The sequence below is a fragment of the Lactobacillus sp. ESL0263 genome, assembly GCF_003692845.1.
Classification (GTDB): Bacteria; Bacillota; Bacilli; order Lactobacillales; family Lactobacillaceae; genus Lactobacillus; species Lactobacillus apis.
Window position 1 is genome coordinate 236,280 of the sequence record NZ_REHL01000006.1, and the last position, 26,315, is coordinate 262,594.

General features: G+C 37.5%; 25 protein-coding genes. 1 reads left to right on the plus strand and 24 read right to left on the minus strand.

From position 1 onward, the window contains the following. Positions 1-66 precede the first annotated feature (66 nt). The 11 genes from F5ESL0263_RS07485 to F5ESL0263_RS07535 all read right to left on the minus strand — a co-directional run bounded on the left by F5ESL0263_RS07485 (position 67) and on the right by F5ESL0263_RS07535 (position 9,552). A complete protein-coding gene (locus F5ESL0263_RS07485) occupies positions 67-1,077 on the minus strand; it encodes an SIS domain-containing protein (protein WP_122036047.1) in 1,011 nt (336 codons plus the stop codon). Between the two features lie 17 nt (positions 1,078-1,094). Beyond that, positions 1,095-1,919: a PTS system mannose/fructose/sorbose family transporter subunit IID gene (locus F5ESL0263_RS07490; protein WP_122036049.1), complete on the minus strand. Its 825-nt coding sequence runs from the start codon at positions 1,917-1,919 to the stop codon at positions 1,095-1,097. Continuing rightward, positions 1,909-2,676, minus strand: a complete 768-nt coding sequence (locus tag F5ESL0263_RS07495) for a PTS sugar transporter subunit IIC (protein ID WP_122036051.1) — start codon at positions 2,674-2,676, stop codon at positions 1,909-1,911. The genes F5ESL0263_RS07490 and F5ESL0263_RS07495 overlap by 11 nt, the downstream gene beginning before the upstream one ends. A 22-nt stretch (positions 2,677-2,698) precedes the next feature. Continuing rightward, the gene (locus tag F5ESL0263_RS07500; protein WP_122036052.1) at positions 2,699-3,169 is read right to left on the minus strand and encodes a PTS sugar transporter subunit IIB; all 471 of its coding nucleotides are present in this window, start codon (positions 3,167-3,169) and stop codon (positions 2,699-2,701) included. A 17-nt stretch (positions 3,170-3,186) separates the two neighbouring features. Beyond that, positions 3,187-3,624 (minus strand): PTS sugar transporter subunit IIA, encoded by a 438-nt coding sequence (locus F5ESL0263_RS07505; protein WP_122036054.1) that lies wholly within the window; start codon positions 3,622-3,624, stop codon positions 3,187-3,189. A gap of 19 nt (positions 3,625-3,643) precedes the next feature. After that, positions 3,644-4,342 (minus strand): GntR family transcriptional regulator, encoded by a 699-nt coding sequence (locus F5ESL0263_RS07510; RefSeq protein ID WP_122036056.1) that lies wholly within the window; start codon positions 4,340-4,342, stop codon positions 3,644-3,646. 363 nt (positions 4,343-4,705) lie between these two features. After that, positions 4,706-5,182, minus strand: coding sequence for a threonine/serine exporter family protein (locus F5ESL0263_RS07515; RefSeq protein ID WP_046307789.1), 477 nt, complete (start codon positions 5,180-5,182; stop codon positions 4,706-4,708). A 2-nt stretch (positions 5,183-5,184) separates the two neighbouring features. Next, positions 5,185-5,961 carry a threonine/serine exporter family protein gene (locus F5ESL0263_RS07520; RefSeq protein WP_122036057.1) on the minus strand — a complete coding sequence of 259 codons (777 nt, stop codon included), beginning with the start codon at positions 5,959-5,961 and terminating at the stop codon, positions 5,185-5,187. Between the two features lie 10 nt (positions 5,962-5,971). Further along, positions 5,972-7,519 (minus strand): ABC-F family ATP-binding cassette domain-containing protein, encoded by a 1,548-nt coding sequence (locus tag F5ESL0263_RS07525; protein WP_122036059.1) that lies wholly within the window; start codon positions 7,517-7,519, stop codon positions 5,972-5,974. A 419-nt stretch (positions 7,520-7,938) separates the two neighbouring features. Continuing rightward, on the minus strand, positions 7,939-8,298 hold the full coding sequence (locus F5ESL0263_RS07530) for a hypothetical protein (protein ID WP_122036061.1): 360 nt from the start codon (positions 8,296-8,298) through the stop codon (positions 7,939-7,941). Between the two features lie 45 nt (positions 8,299-8,343). Continuing rightward, on the minus strand, positions 8,344-9,552 hold the full coding sequence (locus tag F5ESL0263_RS07535; RefSeq protein WP_122036063.1) for an LCP family protein: 1,209 nt from the start codon (positions 9,550-9,552) through the stop codon (positions 8,344-8,346). 144 nt (positions 9,553-9,696) lie between these two features. Here F5ESL0263_RS07535 and pepF point away from each other — a divergent pair, with 144 nt between their 5' ends. Then, a complete protein-coding gene (pepF, locus tag F5ESL0263_RS07540) occupies positions 9,697-11,502 on the plus strand; it encodes an oligoendopeptidase F (protein ID WP_122036065.1) in 1,806 nt (601 codons plus the stop codon). Positions 11,503-11,544: 42 nt separating this feature from the next. On the opposite strand, the gene F5ESL0263_RS07545 is transcribed toward pepF, so the two are convergent. From F5ESL0263_RS07545 to F5ESL0263_RS07605, 13 genes are all read right to left on the minus strand, one after another. Continuing rightward, positions 11,545-12,687: an ArgE/DapE family deacylase gene (locus tag F5ESL0263_RS07545; RefSeq protein WP_122036067.1), complete on the minus strand. Its 1,143-nt coding sequence runs from the start codon at positions 12,685-12,687 to the stop codon at positions 11,545-11,547. Between the two features lie 14 nt (positions 12,688-12,701). After that, positions 12,702-13,451 carry an amino acid ABC transporter ATP-binding protein gene (locus tag F5ESL0263_RS07550; protein WP_122036069.1) on the minus strand — a complete coding sequence of 250 codons (750 nt, stop codon included), beginning with the start codon at positions 13,449-13,451 and terminating at the stop codon, positions 12,702-12,704. Further along, entirely contained in the window at positions 13,444-14,940 is a 1,497-nt protein-coding gene (locus F5ESL0263_RS07555) for an ABC transporter substrate-binding protein/permease (protein ID WP_122036071.1), read from the minus strand. The genes F5ESL0263_RS07550 and F5ESL0263_RS07555 overlap by 8 nt, the downstream gene beginning before the upstream one ends. A gap of 175 nt (positions 14,941-15,115) precedes the next feature. Next, positions 15,116-16,345 carry a lactate oxidase gene (locus F5ESL0263_RS07560; RefSeq protein WP_122036073.1) on the minus strand — a complete coding sequence of 410 codons (1,230 nt, stop codon included), beginning with the start codon at positions 16,343-16,345 and terminating at the stop codon, positions 15,116-15,118. Between the two features lie 173 nt (positions 16,346-16,518). Further along, positions 16,519-17,316 (minus strand): metal ABC transporter permease, encoded by a 798-nt coding sequence (locus F5ESL0263_RS07565; protein WP_074425878.1) that lies wholly within the window; start codon positions 17,314-17,316, stop codon positions 16,519-16,521. Next, positions 17,316-17,936, minus strand: a complete 621-nt coding sequence (locus F5ESL0263_RS07570) for a metal ABC transporter ATP-binding protein (RefSeq protein ID WP_122036398.1) — start codon at positions 17,934-17,936, stop codon at positions 17,316-17,318. Before F5ESL0263_RS07570 ends, F5ESL0263_RS07565 begins: the two co-directional genes overlap by 1 nt. Positions 17,937-17,992: 56 nt before the next feature. Beyond that, a complete protein-coding gene (locus F5ESL0263_RS07575; protein WP_370448860.1) occupies positions 17,993-19,147 on the minus strand; it encodes an SLAP domain-containing protein in 1,155 nt (384 codons plus the stop codon). Positions 19,148-19,160: 13 nt separating this feature from the next. Then, positions 19,161-20,051 (minus strand): metal ABC transporter solute-binding protein, Zn/Mn family, encoded by an 891-nt coding sequence (locus F5ESL0263_RS07580; protein WP_122036075.1) that lies wholly within the window; start codon positions 20,049-20,051, stop codon positions 19,161-19,163. Between the two features lie 230 nt (positions 20,052-20,281). Further along, positions 20,282-21,007, minus strand: coding sequence for an LrgB family protein (locus F5ESL0263_RS07585; protein WP_122036077.1), 726 nt, complete (start codon positions 21,005-21,007; stop codon positions 20,282-20,284). After that, a complete protein-coding gene (locus F5ESL0263_RS07590; RefSeq protein ID WP_122036078.1) occupies positions 21,004-21,453 on the minus strand; it encodes a CidA/LrgA family protein in 450 nt (149 codons plus the stop codon). The genes F5ESL0263_RS07585 and F5ESL0263_RS07590 overlap by 4 nt, the downstream gene beginning before the upstream one ends. Before the next feature lie 158 nt (positions 21,454-21,611). Further along, positions 21,612-22,349 (minus strand): LytTR family DNA-binding domain-containing protein, encoded by a 738-nt coding sequence (locus tag F5ESL0263_RS07595; protein ID WP_122036080.1) that lies wholly within the window; start codon positions 22,347-22,349, stop codon positions 21,612-21,614. 14 nt (positions 22,350-22,363) lie between these two features. Continuing rightward, entirely contained in the window at positions 22,364-24,064 is a 1,701-nt protein-coding gene (locus F5ESL0263_RS07600; protein WP_233558470.1) for a LytS/YhcK type 5TM receptor domain-containing protein, read from the minus strand. A 278-nt stretch (positions 24,065-24,342) separates the two neighbouring features. After that, positions 24,343-26,307 (minus strand): fructose-specific PTS transporter subunit EIIC, encoded by a 1,965-nt coding sequence (locus F5ESL0263_RS07605; RefSeq protein ID WP_122036084.1) that lies wholly within the window; start codon positions 26,305-26,307, stop codon positions 24,343-24,345. Positions 26,308-26,315: the final 8 nt, after the last annotated feature.

The following is a 26,315-nucleotide window of genomic DNA, read 5'->3' on the forward strand; positions in this document are numbered from 1 at the left end:
GAACAGCTCCTTGTTTATTTTATATTAGAGATGATTGAGCCTTTGCTTAATCATTTTTTATTACAATTAATATTTAAATTGACGGTAGTATCTACGCATATCTAAGTCATGTCCTGAATGAGCTTCTAAGTGTTTTGCAATTCTACCATTTAACATAATAGTTGAAATAATTGGTGAAATAACTGGCTCAAATTCTTTATCAAAGCCATCAATCATATGATCCTTAATATCAAAAATAGTATAGTTATTATTTTCTTTCTTTAGAAATGCTTCAACACGATCATCTAGAGGACGATACTTTCCTACACCTTTAACTAAAAATACTGGAGTATCTTTTTCTACTAGTTCCAAAGTTCCATGGAAAAATTCAGAAGATTCAACAGCCTTTGTCTTCATCCACTGCATTTCTTCAAGGATACACATTGTATAAAGATAAACTTCTCCCCAGAGCTCTCCGCCGCCAATCCATAACTGATAATCAGTATTGTAATATTTAGCAGCGATTTCTTCAGCGGTGTCATCGTAATCTTTTTGGACTTTAATAATTCCCTCGACCATATTTGCTTTAACTTGATCATAAAATCTATCAAAATCAAAATCACCATGATCTGCTAATAAACCATAAAAGACGCCATATATACTTAAGTATTCAAATTCTACTCCTTTAAATACTTGTAGAGGTATTCTCCAATCACAAAGTTTTCCTACAGGTGAATCCTTGCTCATTACCATTGCTGCAATACGAACATTCTTTTTCTTTAGCCACTTTTCAACATTGACAATTTCAACAGTATCACCTGATTTTGAAGCTGTAATAACAATTGATTTGTCGGTCAAATGTGGATTGTCTGTTAAAACCAATTCCCCAGCTTGTTCCAAGTAGATAGGTATATTCGTATATTGCTTAGCCAAAGTTACAAAATTCATCATCATTGAGTATGTTCCACCCACACCAACAAAGAAAATGTTATCAAATCCTTGCTTTGTAATTTCGTCGGCTATTTTTTTCCCCTCAGCCATAGCATTTACTTGAGCAGTAAGATCTTTTCTATATTCTGTCTCGTCAAACTTTAACATGTTTATCTCCTATATTCTTAATTAACCTTCAAGATACCAAACTGCGCACAAATTATTCCAAAGATGGCAGTTCCAATAATTAACCAAATGACATTAACTTTTTTCTTTAGTAGATAATAGTAAACTCCTGTAAAAGCTAAAGGCAGCATTCCTGGTAATATTCCATCTAGTACATCCTGAATTTTTGTTGCTCCTGCACCAGTACCAATTTTTAAAGTCGTACTTACAACAACTAAGTTGTTAATCATGCCACCGATTACCATGACACCTAAAATACCGGCTGCAAGCATGAACAGTTTCATTTCGCCCGATTTTTGAATTCTATCAATATATGATGCACCTAATTCATAACCTTTAATTGACGTATAGTAGCGCAATATAAATGTTGGAATATTAAAAATAAGGAAAAATAAGATAGGACCTAAAATGTTGCCTTTTATTGCAAGTGATGCACCTATACCTACAGCCAAAACTCTTAATGTGCCCAAAATTATAGAGTCACCTAAACCACTAAGTGGACCCATTAGGGCTGCTTTAACCGCACTAATTGAAGAAGTATCAAAATCTTCACTTTTAGCATTCTCTTCTTCCATTGCTAACGTGACACCACCAATGAAGGGAGTTATGTGTGCCGTACAATTGAAGAACTCTAAATTTCTTTCAAGTGCATCCTTATATTTTTCGGACTGTCCTTTATAAATCTTCTTCAAGCCAGAAGAAATCATAAACTCAAATCCCATATGCATTTGCCGTTCATAGTGCCAAGAAAATTCCATTGGCAATGATCGCCAAAACATTTTTCGTAAATCTTTTTTGTCTAGCATTCTTTTATCAGAAGTCATCGTCCTCACCTCCTTCAGCAGCTACACTAGTATTCTTATTAAGGAATCTAACCATTACTACAACAAAGATTAGTCCAAGCAATGCAATTCCAATGACTGGTAATTTAAAGTATGCAGAAAGTAAGAAGCCCAAGAAGAAAAATGGTACAACTTCTTTATTCATAATCATTTGTGCCAGCATTGCAAAACCAATACCTGGAAGTAAGCCAGTCGCAATTGTTAATCCATCTATAATTGCCTTTGGTATAGCGTTGATTAGAATTTGAATTCTATTTCCACCAGCTAAATATCCAAAAAATACAATGATAGCTAGCATTAGACACATCAAGAAACCTGCAGCCATATGTATTGTATTAACAGCATGAGCATTACCTTCTTTAGCATACTTATCAGCTAATTTACCCATCATTGGTCTAATTAAGGCAAACATAATATTGTCAAAAATCAGAGCAAGTAATGCAATTGGAAAAGCCATAGCAAATGCTACAGATGGACCTTTACCAGTCTGAATTGCAAATGCTGTTCCCAATACTCCACCAACAATAACATCTGGTGGAATATAGGCGCCGACTGAGTAAGAACCTAAAAACGCAAGTTCAAGGGTAGCTCCAATCGTCACTCCCATTGAAACATTTCCCATAATTAAACCAACAAGTGGTCCCAAAATTATAGGACGCTGAAACTGGTTTGTTCCAGTAGCAAGATCAAGCTTACCGACGAAGGCAACTAAGGCTAAAAGAAAAGCCTTTAAAAACATAATAATTAACCTCCATTAAACTTTAGATAATATTTTTCACATTGACCTTTGAATCACTAGGAACCATTTGAATATTTATATCAACGCCTTCATTCAAAAGATCACGTAGCATATCCCTTTCACTAGATGTAATAGCGATAGTCTTTGAAATGTTACTCTTGTTTGGTCCTGGAAGTGTGCCACCTAAATTAAGCGTTTTAATTTCAGAATAGCCATCAATGATCTTTTTGGCACTTTCAATACTTCCAACAACAATAAAGAGTTTGTATTTATCAGTCACTCCCTTTTTTAAAGATTTAATTGCTTCATCAACATTCTTGATAACCAATTTAACTCCATTAGGTTTTGCCAATTTCATGGCTGATTTTTTTAATTCATTCGATGCTGTTTCATCATCAGCAATTAAAATGCAATCTGCAGACAAAGCTGAAGTCCAAGAAAAGGCAACTTGACCATGCAATAAGCGATGATCTACTCTCATCATTTTTATCATTTTAATTATCCTTTCTTTTAGAAATCATCATCTTTTTGAATACTTGAGTTTATAAGATTATCATCACAATATTTAATTGAATCCTTTACATCTGAAACAACACTCTTCACAATTTCCTCAACAGATTCATTTTGACGCATATCGACTTTGCTTACTAAGTCTAAAACCAATGCTAAGTTCATTCCTGTTATCAAATAAACGTTGCTACCATTGGTATATTTTAAAAATTCATTATTTACGCTTCCACCAAATAAATCTGTAACAACAATAAGTTCATTACTTTTGTTTTTTTCTATTAAATTATGAGCTGTATCGACTAAATTGAAGTCTTTTTCCACGTATGTATCTATGCTGGTCACATTTTGTGCATCACCATAAATTAATTTCAGTGAACTTAAAACACCAGAGCCTATCTTCCCATGACCAATCAAAACAATTTCTATTTTTTTCGACATGCTCCCTCCAAAATAATTATTAAATGCCAACTATTAACTCAAAGTTAGCATTAGGACCATATATAACTGTCACTTTCTCTAAAAGACCCCCTTTCTCGTCAAGAATTTCACCTTTTATTTCTAAAAGAGGAATATTCTTATCCACTTCTAGCAAATTTGCTTCTTCACTAGTAGATAGAACAGCACTGGAAGTAAGCTGAGCGGTAGTTGGATTAGACTGATATTTTTTCCGTAAAACCTCATACAAAGAATTTTTCTCAAAATCATATGACTCTAATCCTGGATATTTTTCGAGACTAATAATAGTTTCATCAAGCGTTAGCCAATATTTCTTTTCACTAATGCTAATTCCCCTCAGTCTCTGCAAATATAATTCTTTACCATCATTAATAACTTCTTTTTTGATTTCTTTAGTAATTGGTTCACTACCCATCTCATATGCATAATCCGAGAATCCTTTGTAATTAATGATATTAATTACCGGCTTGTTACTTTTTACAAAAGTACCTTTACCCTGAACCCTTTCGATTAACTGCATACTAGTTAGATCTTTTAAAACTTTCTGAATTGTTGATCTAGCAACTTGATAGTGCTTGGCATATTCACTTTCCGACGGAAGCTTTTCACCAATTTTCCTATTAACTAAGATGTCATTTTGAATATCTGACAAAATTTGTGTACGAATGTTACTATGACTTTTCTCTCGGGATAATTCCATCCTGTTCTCCTAACATGATTACTCGACTAATCAAGTTAATAGTAAGCGCTTAACTAAATGCTGTCAAGTACATTTTTAAGCCTATTAGCACAATTAGTTTTAAAATAGTATTACATTAACTATTTTAATATTATTTAAATGATTCTCAATAACTTAGCCTTTAACTGGTTTTAAATAAATTTTTGATAAAACAAAAAGAGCAGATTCAATTAAGAATCTGCTCTTTTTAAATCGAGGCCCATTTAAAAAATAGGTGACTACTTCTGTTCACATCAGGTTGGTCAAGCACCAACACTTCCCGTGTCTGCCAATTAAGGCTGGTGTCCTCATCCAAATACGCATCTCGCGTTTTGTCGACTCGTATTAATTATTATACGAATTTTTCTTCTCTTTGTAAAATTTTTTTGCTCTGAAAAAAATCTCGACAAACATATTAGACAGTAACATCCCTAGCGCGATTGAGCCTGTAACAATAATCACTCTTAGTGCTGAATCACTCGCACCATTGATATTTCCAGCTGTTAATTCCCTAACCGCTTGGTAAGCCGGAACACCTGGAACTAATGGAACGATTGCAGGAATATAAAATACAGATGCGGGACACTTTTTTCTTCTAGCAAAAACAATTGCCAGAATTCCGATTGCAAATGATCCTAAAAGGTTTGAAATCAGTCTTCCCATTGATGCTCTCATTGCTAACCAATAAATAATCCAGCTAACTACTCCGCTCACTCCCGCCAAGTTCAGCACCCGATGCGGAACGTTAATGGTCAGTGCAAAACCGACAGAAGCAAGGTAGGCAAACAAGATATTAATAATTAACTCTAACCAAAATGGCATTTTTAAGCTCCCAAAAATTTCAATATAATACCTACTCCACCACCAAGTGCAAAGGCAGTAAGCAAAGCCTCACAAATTTTGACCATTCCGGATAACAGGTCGCCCTTAAACAAATCACGTAGCGCGTTTGTTAAGGCCAACCCTGGCACTAGTGGCATCAGTGCTCCCGTTAAAATATTGTCGATAATCATTGCCGGAAAAAGGTGAACTATTCCAACCGCGACTGTCGTCATAATCATCGCCGCGACTAATTCAGCTAAATATTTAACCTTTGTAAATCGTTTAAAGTAATATGCTGAAACAAAACCAATTGCACCAACAAATGCAGCAGCGGGGAAATCAAGCCAATCATAGTTTTCAATAAACATTACCATTAATGTCGCACTTAAAACAGCAGCACCAATTACTTGTACCCATAAAGGAAAAACGGGAAAATCGCCATTGGCAATTTTATAAACTTGTTCTTTTACTTGTGGCAAAGTAATTTTATGTGCAGCAAAATCACGTGATAATGAATTAATGCGGTCAACTAGTTCCAAGTTGATATTCCGCTCATGAACCAAAATGCTTTGGCAATAGTTCCCTCGATCGAGGCTCATAAAAATTCCTGTCGGTACGATAAAGACACGCGGATCAGGTTCGCCAGCGGTTTTAGCGATTCGCACCATTGTGTCCTCAACACGATACATCTCACTACCGCCTTCAATCATTAGCTCGCCAACTGTTAAGCATGTATCTAGTAAATCATGGTAAAAAGAGCTATCTTGCTTGCTAGACATAATTTTTCCTCTAATTATTATTCATTGTCTCAATGTCAATCGTCTTATCAATCCAATTACCTTGGAAAAAATCACGCTCATGACTAACGATAATTACTGCACCTGGAAACTTCACGATTGCATCCCTAAGTGCATCTTTTGAATCACGATCCAAGTGGTTGGTCGGCTCATCCAAAAATAGTAGGTTGGCTGGTTCAAACTGCATTTTAGCCAACTTAACCTTTTCCTGTTCCCCACCGGATAGCTTTTTCAGCGGACTCATTGCTTGTTGCGCAGTTACACCTAGTCTAGCTAGCGCCCCACGTAATTCCTTTGGCTTGATTCGTTCAAAAATTTCCTGCAGGTATTGTAGCGGTGTCATATTCTTATTTGGCCAAGCTAAATCCTGCTTAAAATATGCAACCTTTGCTGTTTCTGACAGTTTAAATGAACCATAGATTGGCTCTATTTGACTAAGTAACGTTTTTAATAAAGTCGACTTACCGATTCCATTAAAACCAGTAATTGCGATTTTTTCATTACCACCAACTGAAAAATTAAATGGTTCCTTTACGATTGCCTCGTCGTAACCAATCACTAAGTCTTGGGTTTGTAAAAGCAAGTTGGCAGCGGTCGCTACATAAGGAAATTCAAAGTGAGGTTTGCGGTTACCCTTAGGCGGATTCAATACGTCCATTTTAGCCAGTTGGCGTTCACGCGATTTGGCACTTTTTGAACGGGTACCTGCTTTATTTTTTCGAATATAGGCTTCAGTCTTAGCGATTTTTCGTTGCTGGTTAGTATAGGCCTTTAGGTAAGTTTCACGATTAGCCTCTTTTTGACGCATTGCCTGTTTCAATGTACCTGTGTAGCGAGTAATTGTGCCGAGGTCAATATCAATAATGCAGTTGGCAATTCGACCAAGAAAATCATAATCGTGACTGACAACAATAAATGCTCCGGTAAACTCGTTTAAGTAATCGACTAACCAATCGATGTGTGACACGTCAAGGTAGTTAGTTGGCTCATCCAAAAGAAGAACATCAGGATTTTGCAGTAGCAACTTGGCTAAAATAATTTTCGATCTCTGACCACCTGAAAGCTGACTAACATCATGTTCATAGCCTAATTCTGCTAGTCCTAAGCCGGAAGCAACACGTTCGATTTCGGTATCAATTCCGTAAAAGTTATTTTCTTCTAAGTATGTTTGAATCTTTCCTGCTTTTTCCAGTAACTCATCGTTACCGTCTTCCGCATATTCCTCATACAGCTTATTTAGTTCTTTCTCTTTTTGGTATAGCTTTTCAAAAGCTGTACGTAAAAACTGTCGAATGGTCACACCAGGTGCTAATTTGGCATATTGGTCTAAATAGCCAACTGTCACACGATTTTGCCATTTAATCTGACCCTCATCAGGAAGAATTTCACCAGTCAAAATTTTAATTAAAGTTGATTTGCCAACTCCGTTTTGGCCGGTGACTCCCATGTGGTCTTCTTTATTGAGCACAAAATTGCCATCCTGATACAAAGTCTTATCTTCAAAGCCCTGACCTAAATCTTTAACTGTTAGTAAGCTCATTGTGCATCTCCTTTGGGTTAATCAAATTATATAGTAAAGTAATCTTTTTTGCTTGCAGTTTTAATTAATTACATCCGAAATAAAAAGGCGGACGTCTTGCCCACCCTTTTATTTTCATCTTATTCCAAGTGCTTTTCTTTAGTTGTAATTGCTAGGATTTTTAATCATCCCTAATAACAGCTGTCTGTTTTAGACTATTAGCTGCATATAAGCCAAAATTAGTCTTAAGTCAAAATTCTTTTGTCTTATTAATAGTCTGCGTACTGTTTCATAATTATCTATTATTGCTTAAATCAAGTCAAGACTATCCAAAGCACCGTTGCAGTTGGCACAAAGAAAGAATACATTTGATTGGTAAAATTTTGTGTCTTAAAGGTGGTCATAAATAAAAGATGTCTGACTTTTCGTCAGACATCTTTTTATTTTTGTTCCTGCTCATACTTTTGCAGAGCATCTAGAACTTTAGGCCAGTAGCGTTTGGGCAAGATTAACTGCAATTTATCATTATAGATAGGAAAATCACTTGCTTTCATTCCTGTTATTTTCGCCAAGTCCTCATCGGACAAATGAAATTCACGTGCAATCCGTTTAATTTCATAGGAAGCATGCCCGCGAAACCATGAAAGAGCAAAGAAGAATAATGCGAAAATCCCAGCAACCATGACAGAGACAGGGAGTGTCAAATGGAATGATCGCAGACAAATAAAGAATGCCGCAATAAAGCCAATCAGTGCAGACAATACACCATAAATGATGGGGAAAAGTGCCTTCTTTTGCATTTCGTTCTCCTTTTAGTTTCACTTAAATAACTTACTTCAAAAAATTTACTGCCCTGTAGAATTGTCACTGCCTGTTCCATTCCCAGTATCAGAAGAGCCATTAGTATTATTGGTACTATCAGTGCTTTCATTAGTAACAACAGAATGATAAATTTGATAATTAGTAAACGGATTAGGATCCTTCCAATTAATGTGATTGTTTTGCTCATTCAGCTTATTAAGCTTAGTTTCATCATTATCCAAAATTTGTTGTTCTAACCCTAAATTAGCACGCATTTTGTTTGAAGCTTTTTGTAATTCTTCAGTTGATGCAACCTGGATTGAAGAACCATTAATCCATGCATCGTGACCTTGAATGTACCCGCTGCTAATATTTTGTGAACATCCCCGGTAAGTTAGTGCCAAAGCCAGCATGTCATTGAAGGTTAAGTTAGTTCGGACATATTTATTAAAAATCTTAACTAGCTTGCGGTAGTTAGCAATTGAATCAACAGAAACAGCCTTGTGTACGACAGCATTAATTACTTGTCGTTGCCTCATTTGGCGGCCGTAGTCTCCTCTAGGATCGTCATGACGCATACGGACATAAGCCACAGCATGACGACCATTCAAATGCTGCTTTCCTTTATGGAAATCACACCAGTCATAAGAGAACTTAAATGGGACATTAACGTCGACACCACCAACAGCATCAACTAGGCTCTTTAAGGCCTTCATGTTGACTTCTACGTAATAGTTAATCGGTACGTTTAACAATGCAGATACGGTATTCATTGACGCTTTACTGCCGCCGATACCATAAGCTGAATTTACCCTGAACATGTCATATTTGTCCCCAGGATCACCCAAAATGTTGGCTAAAGTATCTCGCGGAATTGAGGTCATTGTTGCCTTATTTTTACCTGGATTAGCCGTTGCCAAAATAATTGTATCAGAATTACCCTTGTCATGACGTCCCTCAAGCCCCTGATCAACGCCAAGAATTAGAACTGAAATAGGTTGCCGATTAGCGATTCGAGCAGAGGTAGCGGTGTTACCGTCTTGCCCATCGATGGCACTATGCAAAGCAAAGTACATATGAGCTGCCCAAGCGAGTCCACAACTTAAGCATAAGACAGCTACAATACCGCAAATTCGAGCAATTACATTACCCGTCATTTTTTGTGCTGGTGAAGCAAAAACATGATTGCGGTGAAGATTTAGAGAAGATTGATGTTTACGATAATCTTCTCTACGTTTTGAACTTGGTTCCATACCTTTATTCAATTCCCTTCATAATTATCCAAGTTTATTTGTATCACTTTCAAAGTTGAATTAGAATATTACCAAATATAATTAATAATATCTTATTTTTTATTATTTGGCATAACTATTATTAACACATGTAAGGAGATTTTTATGGCTATACCTAAAAGAACAGAGGTCCCAAAAGAACTTAAATGGGACTTAACAAGAGTATTTAGTTCAGATAATGACTGGGAACAAGAATATACTCTTATCAAAAAAGAAGTGCAAGACTTAAGCAAACTTAAGAAAGATTTTACTAAGGACGGTCATTATCTGTACGATGGCTTAACTAAGATTTTGGAAGTTGGTCGCCGTTTAGAAAAAGTCTATGTTTATGCAACAATGTCCAGCGACGTTGACTCAAGCGACTCACACTATCTTGGCTATGTAGCTCAAGCTCAAACCTTAGCAAGCCAATTTGAAGCAGCCACTTCCTTTATGAATCCTTCAATTTTAGAGCTCTCTCAAGCCGAGTTAAAACAGTTTATGGAAGATGAGCCTAAGCTAAACAATTACGCTCATATGATTGAACAAATTATGCAGCAAAAGCCGCATACTCTTTCGGCACAGGAAGAAAAAATAATTGCTGATGCTGGGGATGCCCTTGGCACTTCAGAAAACACCTTCAACGTTTTGACAAATTCAGATATGGAATATGGTTACGTTGAAACAGATGATGGCGAAATGGTTCAGCTGTCAGACGGACTTTATTCCAATCTCATTCAATCGCAAAACCGTGAAGTGCGTAAAAATGCCTTTGATGTAATGTATGCTACCTATGGCCAATTTGAAAATTCACTTGCTTCAACTCTTTCAGGAGTTGTTAAACAGCATAATTACTTGGCTCGAGTTCATAATTATGACTCTGCACGCAGCTCAGCTTTAGCAGAAAATCACGTACCTACTGTTGTCTATGATACTTTGATTAGTGAAGTTGACAGTCACCTTGATTTACTTCATGACTATGTTGCTTTGCGCAAACAAATTCTTGGACTTGATGATCTACAAATGTGGGACTTGTATGTTCCACTAACTGGAACACCGTCATTGTCATATACTTTTGAGCAGGCAAAAGCAGAGGCTAAAAAAGCCCTAGTTCCATTAGGAGAAGATTACTTAAAGCAAGTTGATTATATTTTTAATAACCGTGTAATTGACGTCGTTGAATCACAAAATAAAGTTACTGGTGCTTATTCTGGTGGCTCTTATGATACAGATGCTTATGAGCTTTTGAACTGGGAAAATAATATCGATTCACTTTATACCCTTGTTCATGAAACTGGCCACTCTGTCCACAGTATGTACACACGTCAAACTCAACCTTATGTTTATGGCGATTATCCTATTTTTGTGGCTGAAATTGCATCAACCACCAACGAGAACATTTTAACCGAGTACTTTTTAGATCATATTACTGATCCAAAAACACGTGCTTTCGTGCTTAACTACTACCTTGATTCGTTTAAGGGAACATTATTCAGACAAACTCAATTTGCTGAATTTGAGCAGTATATTCATGACTTAGACGCTAAAGGTGAGCCATTAACTGCAGACATGCTTGACGACTTCTACGGTGACTTAAACCAGCGTTACTACGGCGATGCGGTTGAACCAGGAAGTGAAATTGCTAAAGAGTGGGCAAGAATTCCACACTTCTATTACAATTTCTACGTTTACCAGTATGCAACTGGCTTTGCAGCAGCAACTGCACTAGCCAATAATGTTGTGCACGGTACATCAGAGCAAAGAGAAGCTTATATTAACTTCTTAAAATCAGGTTCAAGTGATTACCCAGTCGAAATCATGAAAAAGGCCGGAGTTGATATGACTAAACCAGATTATTTGGAAGAAGCCTTTGAAACCTTTAAAAAGCGCCTAGCCGAATTCAAAGACATCATCAAAAACGATTTTAAATAAAAAATAAAAACCACTTCATATTTTGAAGTGGTTTTTGCTTGCTTAAGCATATTCTTGCCAAAACCTCTGTGCAATTGCTTTGTAAAGCTGACATCCCACAAGATAGTCATCAACTTTAACAAATTCATTCGGCTGATGTGCTGTTAGACCATCAGATGGTCCCAGAATAATGATTGGAAAAGCGCCAGCCTGAATATATTCTGATGAATCTGTTGCGCCAGTTCCTGCAGTGAAATCACAGGAGCGATTAAAATCATTTTGAACAACTTCCTGAGCCAATTTTGCAATCTTTGTCCCTGCCTGACTTGGGAGTGGAACTTCAGGGAAACTATAGCGAATTGTTAATTCCGCACCCTGTTTATTGAGTTCAGCAATTAAATCTTCTAGTTCCTGATAAATTTGATCATTAGAATAAAGTGGCGTTGTTCGAATATTTCCTGAAAGCCATGCACTATCAGGGACCGAGTTAATTTGACTACCACCTTGGATCTGACTAATGACATGAGTAAGCGAGCCTAAAACTGGATCTTTTTGGTCATGACGGTCCATTATTTCCTGCACACGCTGTGCAAAAGTGACCAACGGCATAATTGCATTGCGGCCTTTTTCAGGCGTAGAGGAATGAACACAAAGACCCTTAGAAGTGACATAATAGTCAATCACGCCTTTGTGCGTAACACGGACGTCAAAATTGGATGGCTCACCGACTATTAATCCATCTAAGTCGTTTGCATAGCCTTCTTTTGTTAGCTGGGCTGCACCATATTCACCGGTCTCCTCACCAACGGAAGCTAACAACCTAATTCGACCTGATAGTTCTTTTCCACCATCTAATAAATCGAGCATAGCTACAACCATAGCAGCTAGGCCTGATTTCATGTCGCTAGTTCCACGGCCATAAATTTTGCCATCTTGAACCGTCGCTTCAAAAGGCGGATACTGCCAGTTCTCTAATTCTCCTGCGGAAACAACATCTTCGTGTCCTGAAAAGCCAAGCAAGGGGCCATGGCTTCCCATTGTAATAACCAGATTATCACGTCCTGGAGCATAAGATACACGTTCTATTTCTACGTCATATCCTTTAAAAAGATCTGTTAGGTAATCTGCAACTAAGCTTTCATGATCATTAGCCGAATCAATTGCAATTAAATCGGTCAAAATTTTAAGTGCTCGTTCTTTTTCCACAGCTTTATCCCCTCTTATGCTTCAAGTACCTTAGCTAAAAAGTCTTGTGCACGTTCAGTCTTTGGATGCTCAAAGAACTCTTGCGGTGTTGCTTTTTCTTGAATATAACCATCTGCCATAAACCATACTTCATCTGCAACATTTTTGGCAAAACCCATTTCATGGGTAACAACAACCATTGTCATTCCTTTTTGAGCCAAATCCTGCATAACCTTAAGTACTTCCCCGACCATTTCAGGATCTAATGCTGAAGTTGGCTCATCAAAAAGCATTACTTCAGGATCCATTGCTAATGCACGCGCAATCGCTACACGTTGTTGCTGTCCACCAGATAAATTAGCTGGAAAAGCCATCGCTTTTTCTTCTAGTCCAACTTGTTTTAAAAGTTCAACAGCTTTAGCGGTTGCTTCCTCATCACTAACGTTTTTAACTTTCATTGGTGCTAGCTTAATATTTTCAATAATGTTCATATGTGGAAATAAGTTGAATTGCTGGAACACCATGCCCATTTTTTCACGCAAGGTATCAAGCTGTTTTTCGCTTAAAGCAGTTAATTCTTTATCTTCAAACAGCACCTTGCCTGCAGTTGGTTGATCCAATAAGTTAAGGCAGCGCAAAAAAGTACTCTTACCAGCTCCTGATGGTCCGACTAAACAAATAACCTGGCCATCTTTAACTTCTGCATTAATGTCTTTTAAAACTTCATTTTTGCCAAAAGTTTTCTTCAAGTGTTCAACTTTCAGCACTGGTGCATTTTTAGTCATGATTCATTTTCCTTTCAAAAACTTTCATTAAGCTAGACAAGCCAAAGGTTATGATGAAGTACAAAATCATAGTGATTACTAATGGCATGACTCCACGGTAAGTATCAGCTTGGACAATTCTTGATTGGTAAATCAGGTCCTTCACACCGATAACCGATACAATGGAACTTTCCTTAATTAGGGAAACAAATTCATTACCAAGTGCTGGCCAAATATTTTTCATTGCTTGCGGCATGATGACATAGCGCATTGTAGCAGTCTTAGACAGTCCCAATGAGCGAGAAGCTTCGGTTTGTCCAACAGAAATTGAGCTAATTCCCGACCGAATTACTTCAGCAACGTAGGCCGCCGAGTTCAGTGAGACCGCAATAATTCCTGATAAAAGTGCAGGTATATTAATAACTAAGCCTAAGCCAAAGTAAATGAATAATAATTGCACCATTAATGGTGTGCCACGAATGAATTCAATATATGCTGTAGCAATTGAGTGCGCAATTTTATTGTGACTTAAGCGCATTAAGGCTAGGATTGCTCCTAAAAGAAAGCCGAAGAAAACTGAAATTGCCGAGATAAATAGCGTATAGCCAACACCAGCAATAAAGAAGTCCTTGTAGGCCCACATCGAGTTAGAGGCCTTAACCTCTTTTTTAGTTTTGCCTTTAGCAATATATTTACCGACATTGGGTAAATATACTTTAGTTACTAATTTCTTCTTTTTAATTTCATCGATTGATTTATTAGCAGACTTAACTAAACTTTTAGCGCCTTTATGAAAAGCTACAGCATTACCTTGAGAAGGTATTTTAAGTCCAGAAGGTATTGATGTTATGCCATCAGTATTTTTCGCAAAAGCAGCAGCAGATGCAGTATCAACTAGAACTGCATCAAACTTGTTAGTTTTCAGGCCTAAAATAAGATCATTGGTCTTATCCATTGTTTTGATTTTAGACTTTTTGGCTTGTTCCTTAAGCAGTGTGGCTTGCATACTACCAGTTTGTGCACCAATCGCTTTGCCACTAAAGGACCGATAATCATGGAATTTACCCTTGTCGGACTTTCTAATGATTAGATCCTGACCGCTTTTATAGTAAGTTTGGCTAAAGTCAACACTTTGCGCCCGCTTGGGTGTCGCGGTCATTCCGGAAATGACCATATCAATTTTACCTGTCTCAAGGGCAACCAATAATGAATCAAAGTCCATCGTTTTAATGACTAGCTTAACCCCCATGTCTCGGGCAATTTTGCGGCCAACTTCGATATCCATACCCATTACTTTGGATTTGCCATTCACATTTTGGACAAATTCATAAGGAGGAAAATCAGGGCTAGTTCCCATAACTAACTCGCCCTTTTCCTTGACCTTTTTCAAATAATTATCCGTTACTTTTGGGGCTTGCGTACTTTCGGCAGCATTGACAGTTTGTGGCACTAACGCCAACATCATCATTGCTACCAAAAGCGCTTCAAGCCATTTCCACGCTTTTTTCATTATTCCTGCCCTCCGAGGTTAGTATAGTTATTGCAATTATAATAATATGAAAATTAGAATACAACGATATATTTGAGTTATTTTCTCATTTATCATATTTTATCGCAAAAAAAAGCCTTGTCGCATATCGATTTACCCAATATAGACAAAGCTCTTTGATAATCTTATTTAATTATTAATGGTGTGAAGCACCTGAAACTGCATCAGCTGCACTTTCTTTCATTTGGTTTTCTGCAGTTACAGGATATGGCTTGATTCTTGAAGGATCTGTGTTTGACTTCAAGTTATCAGCTGCATAGTTGATGTGCGTAATTTTAGCGTGCTTAACATCTTCAATTGTCTTGCAACCAGTCAATTGCATATCAATCAATAATTCCTTATTAAGTTGTTCAATTACTGATTGCACACCTTTAGCACCACCAAGAGCTAAACCGTAAAGGTATGGTCGACCAACACCAACAAGGTCTGCACCAAGTGCTAAAGCCTTAAAGACATGTGAACCACGACGGACACCTGAGTCAAAGACAATAGGTACACGATGGTTAACTGCCTTAGCAATTTCTGGCAACATATCGATGGTAGCTGGACCACAATCAACTTCACGTCCACCGTGGTTAGTGACATAAATACCATCAGCACCAGCACCCATTGCTAAATATGCATCTTCAGCACAAACTACACCTTTGACAAAGACTGGTAAGCCGGACATTTCCTTAATTCGTTTAACATCCTCTGGACCAATCTTTTGTGCAGATGAAGCGTACATTTGTGCAACCGTTTGACCTTCACCTTTACCACCTTGGTAACGAGTGAAGAAATCTAGTGGTACAGGATAGGCAAAGTTAGTCCTAAGGTTAGCTTCGCGATAACCAGAAACAAGTGCATCAACCGTCAAGAAAATACCCTTGTATCCAGCTTTTTTGATTGCTTCAAAGACCATCTCGTTAAAGTCCCAATCCTTACTTAGGTAAAGTTGGAAAAAGCGTGGTGCATCTGGAGCTGCTGCCGCAATATCTTCAACGCTCTTATTAGCATATGTACTTGATGCAAAGAGTGCGCCGGCTGCCGCTGCACCCTTTTGAGTAGCAACTTCTGCATCCTTGTGAGAAATACCATGACATGCAATTGGTGAAATCATGACAGGTGTCTTGAGTTTCATCCCCATGAATTCAGTATCAAGCTGTGGATTATCCATATTTGTTAATGCACGTGGCACAATTTGGAAATGATTAAACGCAGCAATATTATTACGCCATGTCCATTCATTTTCAGAACCTGAAGCAATGTAGTAGTATGCACCTTCTGGCATTACTTCCTTCGCACGTTCTTCAAGTTCATCAAGATTGATCATGTCGATTGCTTCATCCCGATCGCTTTGGGGAAATCCATTATAATATGATGTCATTATAAATACTCCTTTTTAACTTTAAAAATGTTATAGGTCTATTATACATGCAAACACTTACAAAAGTTAGTGACAATCGCAAAAAAATGTTAAAATATCAGCCTTTACAGCGCTCATTTTTTCACAAGCAAAAAGAGGAATCTATTATTATAGACTCCTCTTTATTATTTTCCTTATAGGCTACGCTTAATTAAATGGGTGAAGTAAGTAACAAGATAGATCACTACTTCAATCACTGCAATAAAGAAAGTTACAGGTAAATTAGTAATAAAACCAAGATACAATCCTAGCCAAACCCCAATTAAAGCGAAGAAAACAGACCACGCAATCATTGAGCCAATTGTTTTACCAATATAATTGGCTGTTGCGGGAGGTAAAGTGAGCAAAATGAAAACTAGCAAGGAACCAACAATTTGCGCACCAATTGAAACAGACATTGCCAGTGCAATTAAGAAAATCACACTGACTAAACCAGTTTTTACTCCGTGAGCTACTGCTCCAATATGGTCGAATGAATCAAAATTGAGGGACCTCTGAATACTAAAAATCATTAGTAAAACAATTACTGACAAGACTACCAGCTGGATAACCCCCTGCTTGTCAACACCAACAATACTTCCAAATAAAATATTAGTTGCATAGTTGCTGTTTGCACCAGAAATTGCTAAGAATAGCACTCCTAGTCCCGTGAAGAGTGCCGAAATTGCACTAATTGATGATTCTTTTTGATCACTGTGAAGTGATAACTCACCAACACTAATTGAACCAAGTAGTGTGAATAGTAACATCCCCCAAAGTGGTCCAATTCCAAGCCATACAGCAAAAGCTGCACCTGCGAAACCAATCTCAGATAATGTGTGTGCCAAAAAGCTAAAATTACGGGCAACTACATAAACACCTACAGTACCACACGTTATTGCAATAAAGGTACTAGCCAAGAAGGCGTTACGCATAAAATCAAAAGCAAACATTATTCATACGCCTCCTTAAATTGAGCCATTTCACCTTGTTCAATGTGCCCATTAATTAAATATAAATAGTTCTGCATGTATTTTTGTGCTAATGCAACATCATGGGTAACAAATAAAACAGTAATATTATGTTTTTCATTTAAATGTCTAATTAACTTCATCAGTTCGTCTTTAGCCATAGGATCCAGACTCGCCGTTGCCTCATCAAGGATAATTACGTTCGGGTGATCAAGTAGCGCTTGTGCTAAATAGGCGCGCTGCTTCTGTCCACCAGAGGCTTCACCCATCCTAGTATGCCTAATTTCATATAAATTAGTTTCCTGTAATTGATTCTTGATAGCTTCTTTAACTTCACGCTTTTTAAAAGTTGGCGCATTTAAACCAACAAAAGCCTCGATTGATAGTGGATATTCCGCATCAATATTTCGAAACTGCGGTACATAACCTAGCTTGACACCATCTGCAAACTTAAAAGAGCCTGTTGTTGGTGCTAGCATTTTCATTAAAATACTAATTAAGGTTGTTTTGCCTGTACCGTTTGGTCCTAAAAGAGCTGTTGTTGAACCTTTTTCTAAATTAAAATTGAGGTCCGAAAAAACAGTCTTTTTATCAAATCTCATTGAGAGATTTTTTACTTCTAAAATGTCAGACAATTTTCTCTCCTTAATAATATCTTTTACTTAAAGTTTCCCACTTTAATGTATTGATCTTCATCAATAATATAATACTTACGACCGTCTATCTTTACTCGGCCACCGTATGTTCTAACATAACTGCCACGTTTGAATTTACCAGTACCAACACGTTCGCCATTACCATCATAAATATAGGCATTATGTGTTAAAAGTTGCAAGCTTCCTTCAATATTGGTTGCGACAACATATTGATCTGTTCCAATTTGGAAATACTTTTTGCCCTTAATAGTTTTGGTACCATAAACGCTTAACTTTGTTCCAGCCTTCTTAGTAGGTTGCTTAGTTTTTTCACCATTACCATCATAAACTAAAGCATTGTGCATCAATAGCTTAGTATCAATCGGCTTTGGTTGTTGCGTCGGTTTAGGCGTTGATGGTTTTGCTGGTGTGGCAGGTTTTGACGGAGTTGGTGTCGGTGTGGGTGTAGTAGAACCGGTTGAACCATTATCATAATAGTATTTAATCAGGTCGAAGAAATCATCCATTGAATAGCCCCATTTAGCAAAATAGCCATCTGGGTCGCCATGATCTGTCCCGCCTAAGAATTTAGAAACTGCTGCGTGTGACCAAACGGTTCCTTTACCAGTATGAACAGCATTAACAGGAGCAAGATTATACTGGCGCATAATTTGCGCAATATAAATTGCATCGTTGTTGATGCTTTTGGCAAAGTCAGCTAAATTATTATCCTCACACAGTTCAACTTGGAAAAAACGGCTGTTGGCAACTGGGCCAGCCCCCCAAACACCATGGTCTGGTGAAGTCATCTGGATTACACCAGTTTTATCTACAAATGCATGAACATAAGAATAGATATTCATCCACTCACGATTGAAATAAATTGCCTCGTTATATGCAGAAGCTCCTGGAGTAGCAGTTTCGTGGACAACCACACCTTCGGGCTTACCGTAGCGGTAATTCAAAGGATTGCTGGCATAAAAATCATTATATTTTATGCCTTGCTGCTGAAGCATTTGATCAAGGTAGGTTATACCACCATAGCTATTTTGTTTAGCCATATCATTAATCGAGCTTGCCTGAACGACCGCAGAATCATTTATCGTTGCGACCGCCGTAAGCGGAACCGCCATTCCTGCAGCCACAGCCATAGCAGCAACTATTTTCCTCATTTTTATTCCCTCTCAATAACTATTTCTTGGCTACATCAGCCAACTTTTGATAACTTTCAGTCATCCAATCAAGGTAAGTCATCTTAGTCGGAATCGTTTCTCTAATCTTTAAAACTGGTATTTTATTCTTTTTTGCCAATTTAATAAAATTATTGACCGTCGTACTAGAAGTCTGTTCATTATCAACAAAGAAGGCAATCTTGCGCTTCTCAATTCCATGCGTCATTTCTTGAACGGTCGCAGCACTAGGATCTGTATTATTTTGAATTGCTTTTTCAAAATCCTGGTTTGCTACCTTAATATTAACAGAAGATAAGGCATAATCAAAAACAGGTTCACTAACATAAACTGGTTTATCAACCTGATGCTCTATCTTTGCCGCATCTTTTTTAATTCGGTCAATCTTAGCTAAATACTTCAATCCATTTTCACGGTAGTAGTCAGCATGTTTCGGATCCTTTTTACTTAGACGCTTAATTAAGTAGTTAACATACTCTTTTGGCATGTCCAAATCAAACCAGATATGAGGATTATCTCCCTTTTTACGTCCCATTAGATCTTCACCAACTTTGACTGGTTCTTTTTCAACAGAAGACGCAAGTTTGTCCATCCAACTATCGTAGCCTAGTCCGTTTTCTATTACAATATCAGCACTTGATAGAGCTTTGGCATCATTAGTAGTTGGCTCAAAATCATGCGGATCCGCACCAGGATTTTTAATAAGGGCTTCTGCCTTTCCGTATTTTCCAACAACGTTTTGCGCAATATCTGCATAAACATTGGTAGTTGTCATAATCGAAATTTTGTTGCTGCTCTTCTGCGGCTTTTGCGAACATGCCCCTAAGGTGATTGCTATCGCGCCAAATAAAACAGTTACAGCAAAAAATTTCTTCAATTTTTCAAATTTCATCTTGTTAAAAAACCTTTCAATTTAATAATCGGCTTTTACCCCGTTATCACATAGTAAGTCGTAGATTTGTATTTTTACTTACTATTAATAACCATTATACAGCAATTAAAGTCACTTACAAATAATAACCAGAATTAGCTCTAACAGCTGCTGGAAAACAAAAAACGTGCGACCAAAGTCACACGTTTTTCTGCGTAAGTAAATGTAAAATATATAATTAATCTAGAAAACTATAACCCAATCAAATGAGAAAAGATTGGAACCAACAGGTTATCAACTACTGCAGTTGCTACAACTGCAACAGCTGCCATTGCCCCTTGAACTGAACCAAGTTCTAGAGCAAAAGCTGAACCAATCGTATGACCGGCAGCTCCTAAGCCAAGACCAGTACCGAGCGGATCACTATTTAGGTTAAACCACTTAACCAGTTGCTTACCGAGAGCATAAATTACCACTGCATTAATAATACATGCCATTGCTGTTACAGATGCATTGCCACCGATTGAGGCGGTAAGTGGCATAGCAACAGCTGTTGTAGCAGACTGACTAAGCATTGATTTAACGCCAACATTATTAAGCCCTACTGCTTTGGCTACAAGAGTAATTAAAATCATTGAAATAAACGTTCCAACAAATAATCCTAAAATAATCACTAACCAATTTTTCTTAATTACGTCATTACGTTTATACAATGGAACAGCGAAAGCAATTGTAGCAGGTGTAATAAACCAAAAGATAATGTCACCGCCCTGTTTATATGCTTTGGTATAAACAGCAGCTGTCGTTGTACCAAGGCATTTAGCTAAAACAATAAGGATTGCTATACCCAAAATCATACTAACAAGTAAAGGTTGGAAGAGGAAAAAGCCATTAGACTTTTTGAATAGCCACTGACCAATTAGAAAGACAATTAATGATAAAAACACACCAAATAGTGGCGTAGTAAGATATCTCATTGTTTCGCACCTCTTACCTTTTCACTCTTATCAACATCAAGCTGACTACTTTTCACTTTATTTACAATCCAACTAAAGAATTTCGTAGTATATGCGGTTACAACCAACAAAATAATCGTTGAAGCAACTATAACAATTAGTAATTGTACACCCTGCTCCCTCATAATTTTCAAATTGGCAGCAAGTGAAATTCCGGATGGCACAAACATAAAACTAATTAATGAAATTAGCGCACTACCAAAGGAATCGACCCACTCAAGTTTAATGACGTGAGTAGTCAGTAATACATAAAGTAAAACCAAGCCAATTACTGGTGTTGGTACCGGAAATGACTTCGGCATCAAATCAGAAATAATCTGTGAAATAAATAAAATCGTTGCATAAATCAACATTTGTACCAATATTGGAGCCGATTTCTGCTTCTGACTTTCTTCTTTTTTCATAATGACATTTCCTTTCTTATTACATCTCGTTTGCTTTCAGTATTAAGATTAGACTATCCCTATGCGTTTGTAAGCGATTTAACTGTGAACTGCAAAAAAAGACCCGTGAACTGCATTCAGACAATTTCACAAGTCCTTTTAAAAATTTATTCTGCTAAAAACTACATACCTAGTTTTTCATTTAATTCCTTACGGTATGAACGACCAACCTGAATCTTTTCACCGTTACTCATTATCAGTAATAAAGTGTGATTGAACCATGGCTGGACTTCTTTGATGTCTTCCACATTTACAATTGCATTGCGGTGAACTTGCATGAAGCAGGAAGAAGTTAGCTTACCCTTAATCCAAGATAGTGTTTTCCGCGTTTCATATTTCTCTTTGTCAGTTGAGATAGTCAAAACACCGTTATCGATTTGTGCGCTGACAACAGACATTTTCTTAATGACAATATTACGATCATCAAGTTCTATGCTTAAAACTTCTCGATCAGAATTATCTTTCTCTTTTGGTAACGGCTTTTCAGTCTTCAAAATATTAACTGCCTTATGCAATGCTTGATCGACTCTTTTTTGTTCAAATGGCTTCAAAATATAATCAATCGCACCAACATCAAAAGCTTTAACAGCATATTCATCATAAGCGGTAGCAAAAATAATCATTGGTGAATATGATAATTGCGTCAATTCATTAGCTAATTCAAAGCCATTTTCTTCATTCAAGGAGATGTCCAAAAATAGTAAATCTATCCGATTCTTTAGTAAAATTTTTTGTGCATTTTTGATGTCTTCTGCTTCAAACAGCTTGAATTCTTGTTCTTGCAAGCTTGGACTTTCTTTAATCAGATATGATAATTCTGCGCGTGCGAGCGGTTCATCATCAACTACCAAAATGTTCATTTTAGACCTCTCCTTTAGCCTTGATTTACTGACAGCTTACCATATTTTAACGGAATTTTTGTCTTAAAAGTTGTGCCGTTTGCTCCCGTACTGATTTTCAACTCACTGCTAGTACCATATAAACCAATAAGGCGCTGGTTTAAATTATAAAGAGCTAGGCCACTACCCTTAGTTTCATTAATTTGTTCTTTTCCAAGTTGCTTTAGTATCTTAGAATCAATTCCTATACCGTTATCACTAACTGCGATTTCTAAGTTATCTCCACTCGCAGCTAAGCTTACTACAATCGTGTTGCCAGTTTTTCTTCCCTTAAAAGCATGTCTAATTGCATTTTCCACAAAAATCTGCAAACAAAATGAGGGTAACATGGTATTTTCAGGAACACTAATTTGATAATTAACAGTAAATTTATCAGGAAAACGCAGGCTTTCAATTCCCGTATATGCATCAACGTGCTGCTTTTCCTGCTCAAGGGTAATTTCTTTTGCCTGCCCATTTTTTAAGCTGGACCTGAAGAAAGTGCTTAACTCCATCAGCGCATCATGAGCTTTATTAACGTCTACACGCATCAACGCAATAATTGTATTAATCGCATTAAAGAAAAAGTGGGGATTAATTTGTACTTGCAGCGCACGAATTTCGGCTTCATTCAGTAAACTAGTTTGTTGTTCGGTAATACCAATTGCAAGCTGCCCTGAAAAAATCATTGCGAGTCCCTGAACTAGATTTTCTTCTACCACAGTCATTTCTCTTTCTTCGCAGAAATAAAGCTTTAATGTCCCGACAGTTTTATTGTTGACTTGAAGCGGACAAACAATCGCCGAAGTTAACGGACAATCTTGATGAGGGCAGCCAATTTCACTCTTATTATGAGCAACTTTTTCTTTTCCAGTAGCAATCACTGTTTTTGATAAGTCGGTAATTACAGCTTCACCTGCAATATGATGATCCTGGCCTGCTCCCACATGGGCTAAAACATTAACACGATCGGTCAGACCAACTGCATCAAACTTGGTGTACTTTTTGATAATTTTACAAACATGTTCGGCCGAATCTGAATCAAGACCATGCCGAAAGTAGGGTAAGGTTTTATTTGCAAGCTCCAAGACATCTTTGGTTTGAACTGCTCGCAGTTGACGCTCATTTGATAAGTATGTCTTCAAAATTTCAATAAACAAGCATGAACCTACCGTATTAAGTAAGATCATTGGTACAAAAATCAATTTGATTAAACCAAAACCGTGAAAAGCAAAAATGAAAATCATTTGAATTAACTCTGCCAAAAGTGACAAAACGGCCACCCAAAAGGTTGATGGGTATAAATTGTTTTTCTTAACTCGGTCCCCTAAGACACCAATTAAATAGCCAATTAGCACTGAACTAAAAATATAGAAGTAATCAGAAAAGCCACCAAAGATTACCCTGTGCAAACCACCAACTAAACCAACTAGCATCCCAACATAAGGTCCAGCCGTAAGACTCGCCGTTGTGATTACCAAAATACGTGTATTAGCAATTGAATCAGTCTGTGGCAAGCCCGTGATAATTAATGGGGTAACAATTTCCTTTGAGCTTGAAATTTCCACTCCCGTTAGATTAGCAACTACAACAAACAAGGAAAAAATCACAAACAACCAAATTTGCGATTTCAGTGTTCTCTTTTCAATGAGATTTCTGAAAAAGCGCATATTAACGAGCAAGAAAGCCAGAATCATGATGATTCCTAAGCGTTCAGCTAATAGAATAAATAGATTAAACACAATAATCTCCATTCGATACTAGTGCACAAAATTCCCTTTTTACCATTTTAGTATCCCATATTATTGCTAAACTACATAGAAATCGTCTCCAAAAGCGCAAATTAAACGCCTAATTGATAAAACCTGTCACTTAACTTGTCTACTAATTACAAGTTGTGTAGATAGTTTTTTACACAAAAATACGCCACCCTTAAGTGACGTATTTTAAAATTATTTAGCTAAATTAATCATTTTTAATCTTGCTTGTCAACGGGTTTCTTCCATAATCCTAAGATTACACCAGCAACAATTGAACCGATAATAGTAGCTACAAAGTAAAGCACAATGTGGTTAGCAAGTGGTGACACCCATAGACCACCGTGAGGTGCGGGAACACCAATCCGCCATAGGCCAACTAGAGCTCCACCGACAGCAGAACCAATGATACATGAAGGAATGACGTGACCTGCATCTGCGGCAGCGAATGGAATGGCTCCTTCAGTAATGAATGAGAAACCTAAAATCCAGTTGGTTAAACCTGCACGACGCTCATCTTCTGTGTACTTGTTCTTGAAGAAGGTAGTACCAATTGCAGTAGCAAATGGTGGAACCATCCCACCAACCATTACGGCAGCCATCATTACAGCAGCAACAGCTGAATGAGGATCGTTAGCAAAGGCGCCTGATGCAAATACGTAAGCAGCCTTGTTGAAAGGTCCACCCATATCAATTGACATCATCGCAGCCAAAATAGTTGTTAGAACTACTAAGTTACCTGTACCCATTTGGTTTAAGAAGTTAGTAATTGCAAAGTTAACTGCACTGAAGATTGGGTTAATAATGTAGTACATAATTAAGGCAATCAGCAGCAAACTCAAAATTGGGTAAATGAGCATTGGCTTCATTCCCTCAAGTGATTTTGGCAATTTAGCAAACAGCTTCTTTAAGCCAACTACTAAGTAACCAGCAATAAATCCTGAAGCAAGTCCACCTAAGAAACCGGCTGGTGACTTAGCATTAGTTACAACGTTAGCAACATAAGCACCGCCATATGCTCCACTATAAACGGTAGCCATGAAACCACCAACAAAACCTGGCATTAAGGCAGGCAAATCACCAATTGATTCAGCAATATAACCTGATAGGATTGGCACCATGAAGGCAAAGGCCATGTTACCAGCATTGTTTAAGAAAATGAAAGCAGGTGATTTTGGTCCACCAGCAAAGTTTTCAACGATGAAAGAAATGGCCATTAAGATACCACCACCGATAACGAATGGTAACATGTGCGAAACACCGTTCATTAGGTTTTGGTAAATTGAGCCCCAGAAGCCCTTCTTTGAATCATCACTTGCTTCAGAACTTGCTTGACCGTCTGAATGGTAAACACTAGCTTTTGAATCTAAAATTGTTTCAACTAATTCATCTGGCTTGTTAATACCATCGACAACTGGACGGCTGATTAATGGCTTGCCATCAAAACGTGGCATGTCCACTTTCTTGTCTGAAGCAATAATGACACCTTTAGCACGACTAATTTCGTCAGCTGTCAGTTTATCCTTAACACCTTCAGAACCATTAGTTTCAATGCGAACATCCGCACCGCGTGCTTTACCGGCCTTAATAATAGCTTCTTGAGCCATATAAGTATGGGCAATACCATTGATACATGCAGTAACACCAACAATTAATGGCTTTTCTTCACCAGTTGAAGCGGCAGGACTAGCAGCTTGTTCTTTTTCTGCCTTCTTATCTGCATCGCTCTTTTGTTCAGCTTCTTCGAATAAGTTAATAACTTCTTCTGGATTCTTTGCTTCCTTAAGTGCAGCAACTAAATCAGGATTGATTAGTAAACCTGAAAGTTTTGCCAAAGCCTCAAGGTGAGTATTGTCTGCACCATCAGGAGCAGTGATCATAAAGAAGAGGTTAACTGGTTGACCATCAAGTGAGTTGTAGTCAATTCCCTGTGCACTCTTAGCAAAAAGTACACGTGCCTTATTGATAGACTTGTTGCGCGCGTGAGGCATTGCAATTCCGTCACCAATACCGGTTGTTGATTCATTCTCCCGTGCCCAAATCGATTTGATGAATTCATCTTCATCGTTGACGATGCCGGTTTCGACCTCTAAATCGGCCATTTCCTTAATAGCATCTTCTTTATTAGTCGCATTAAGCGACATAATCATCGATTCAGGAGCTAAAATATCTTTAATTTTCATTAGTTCTT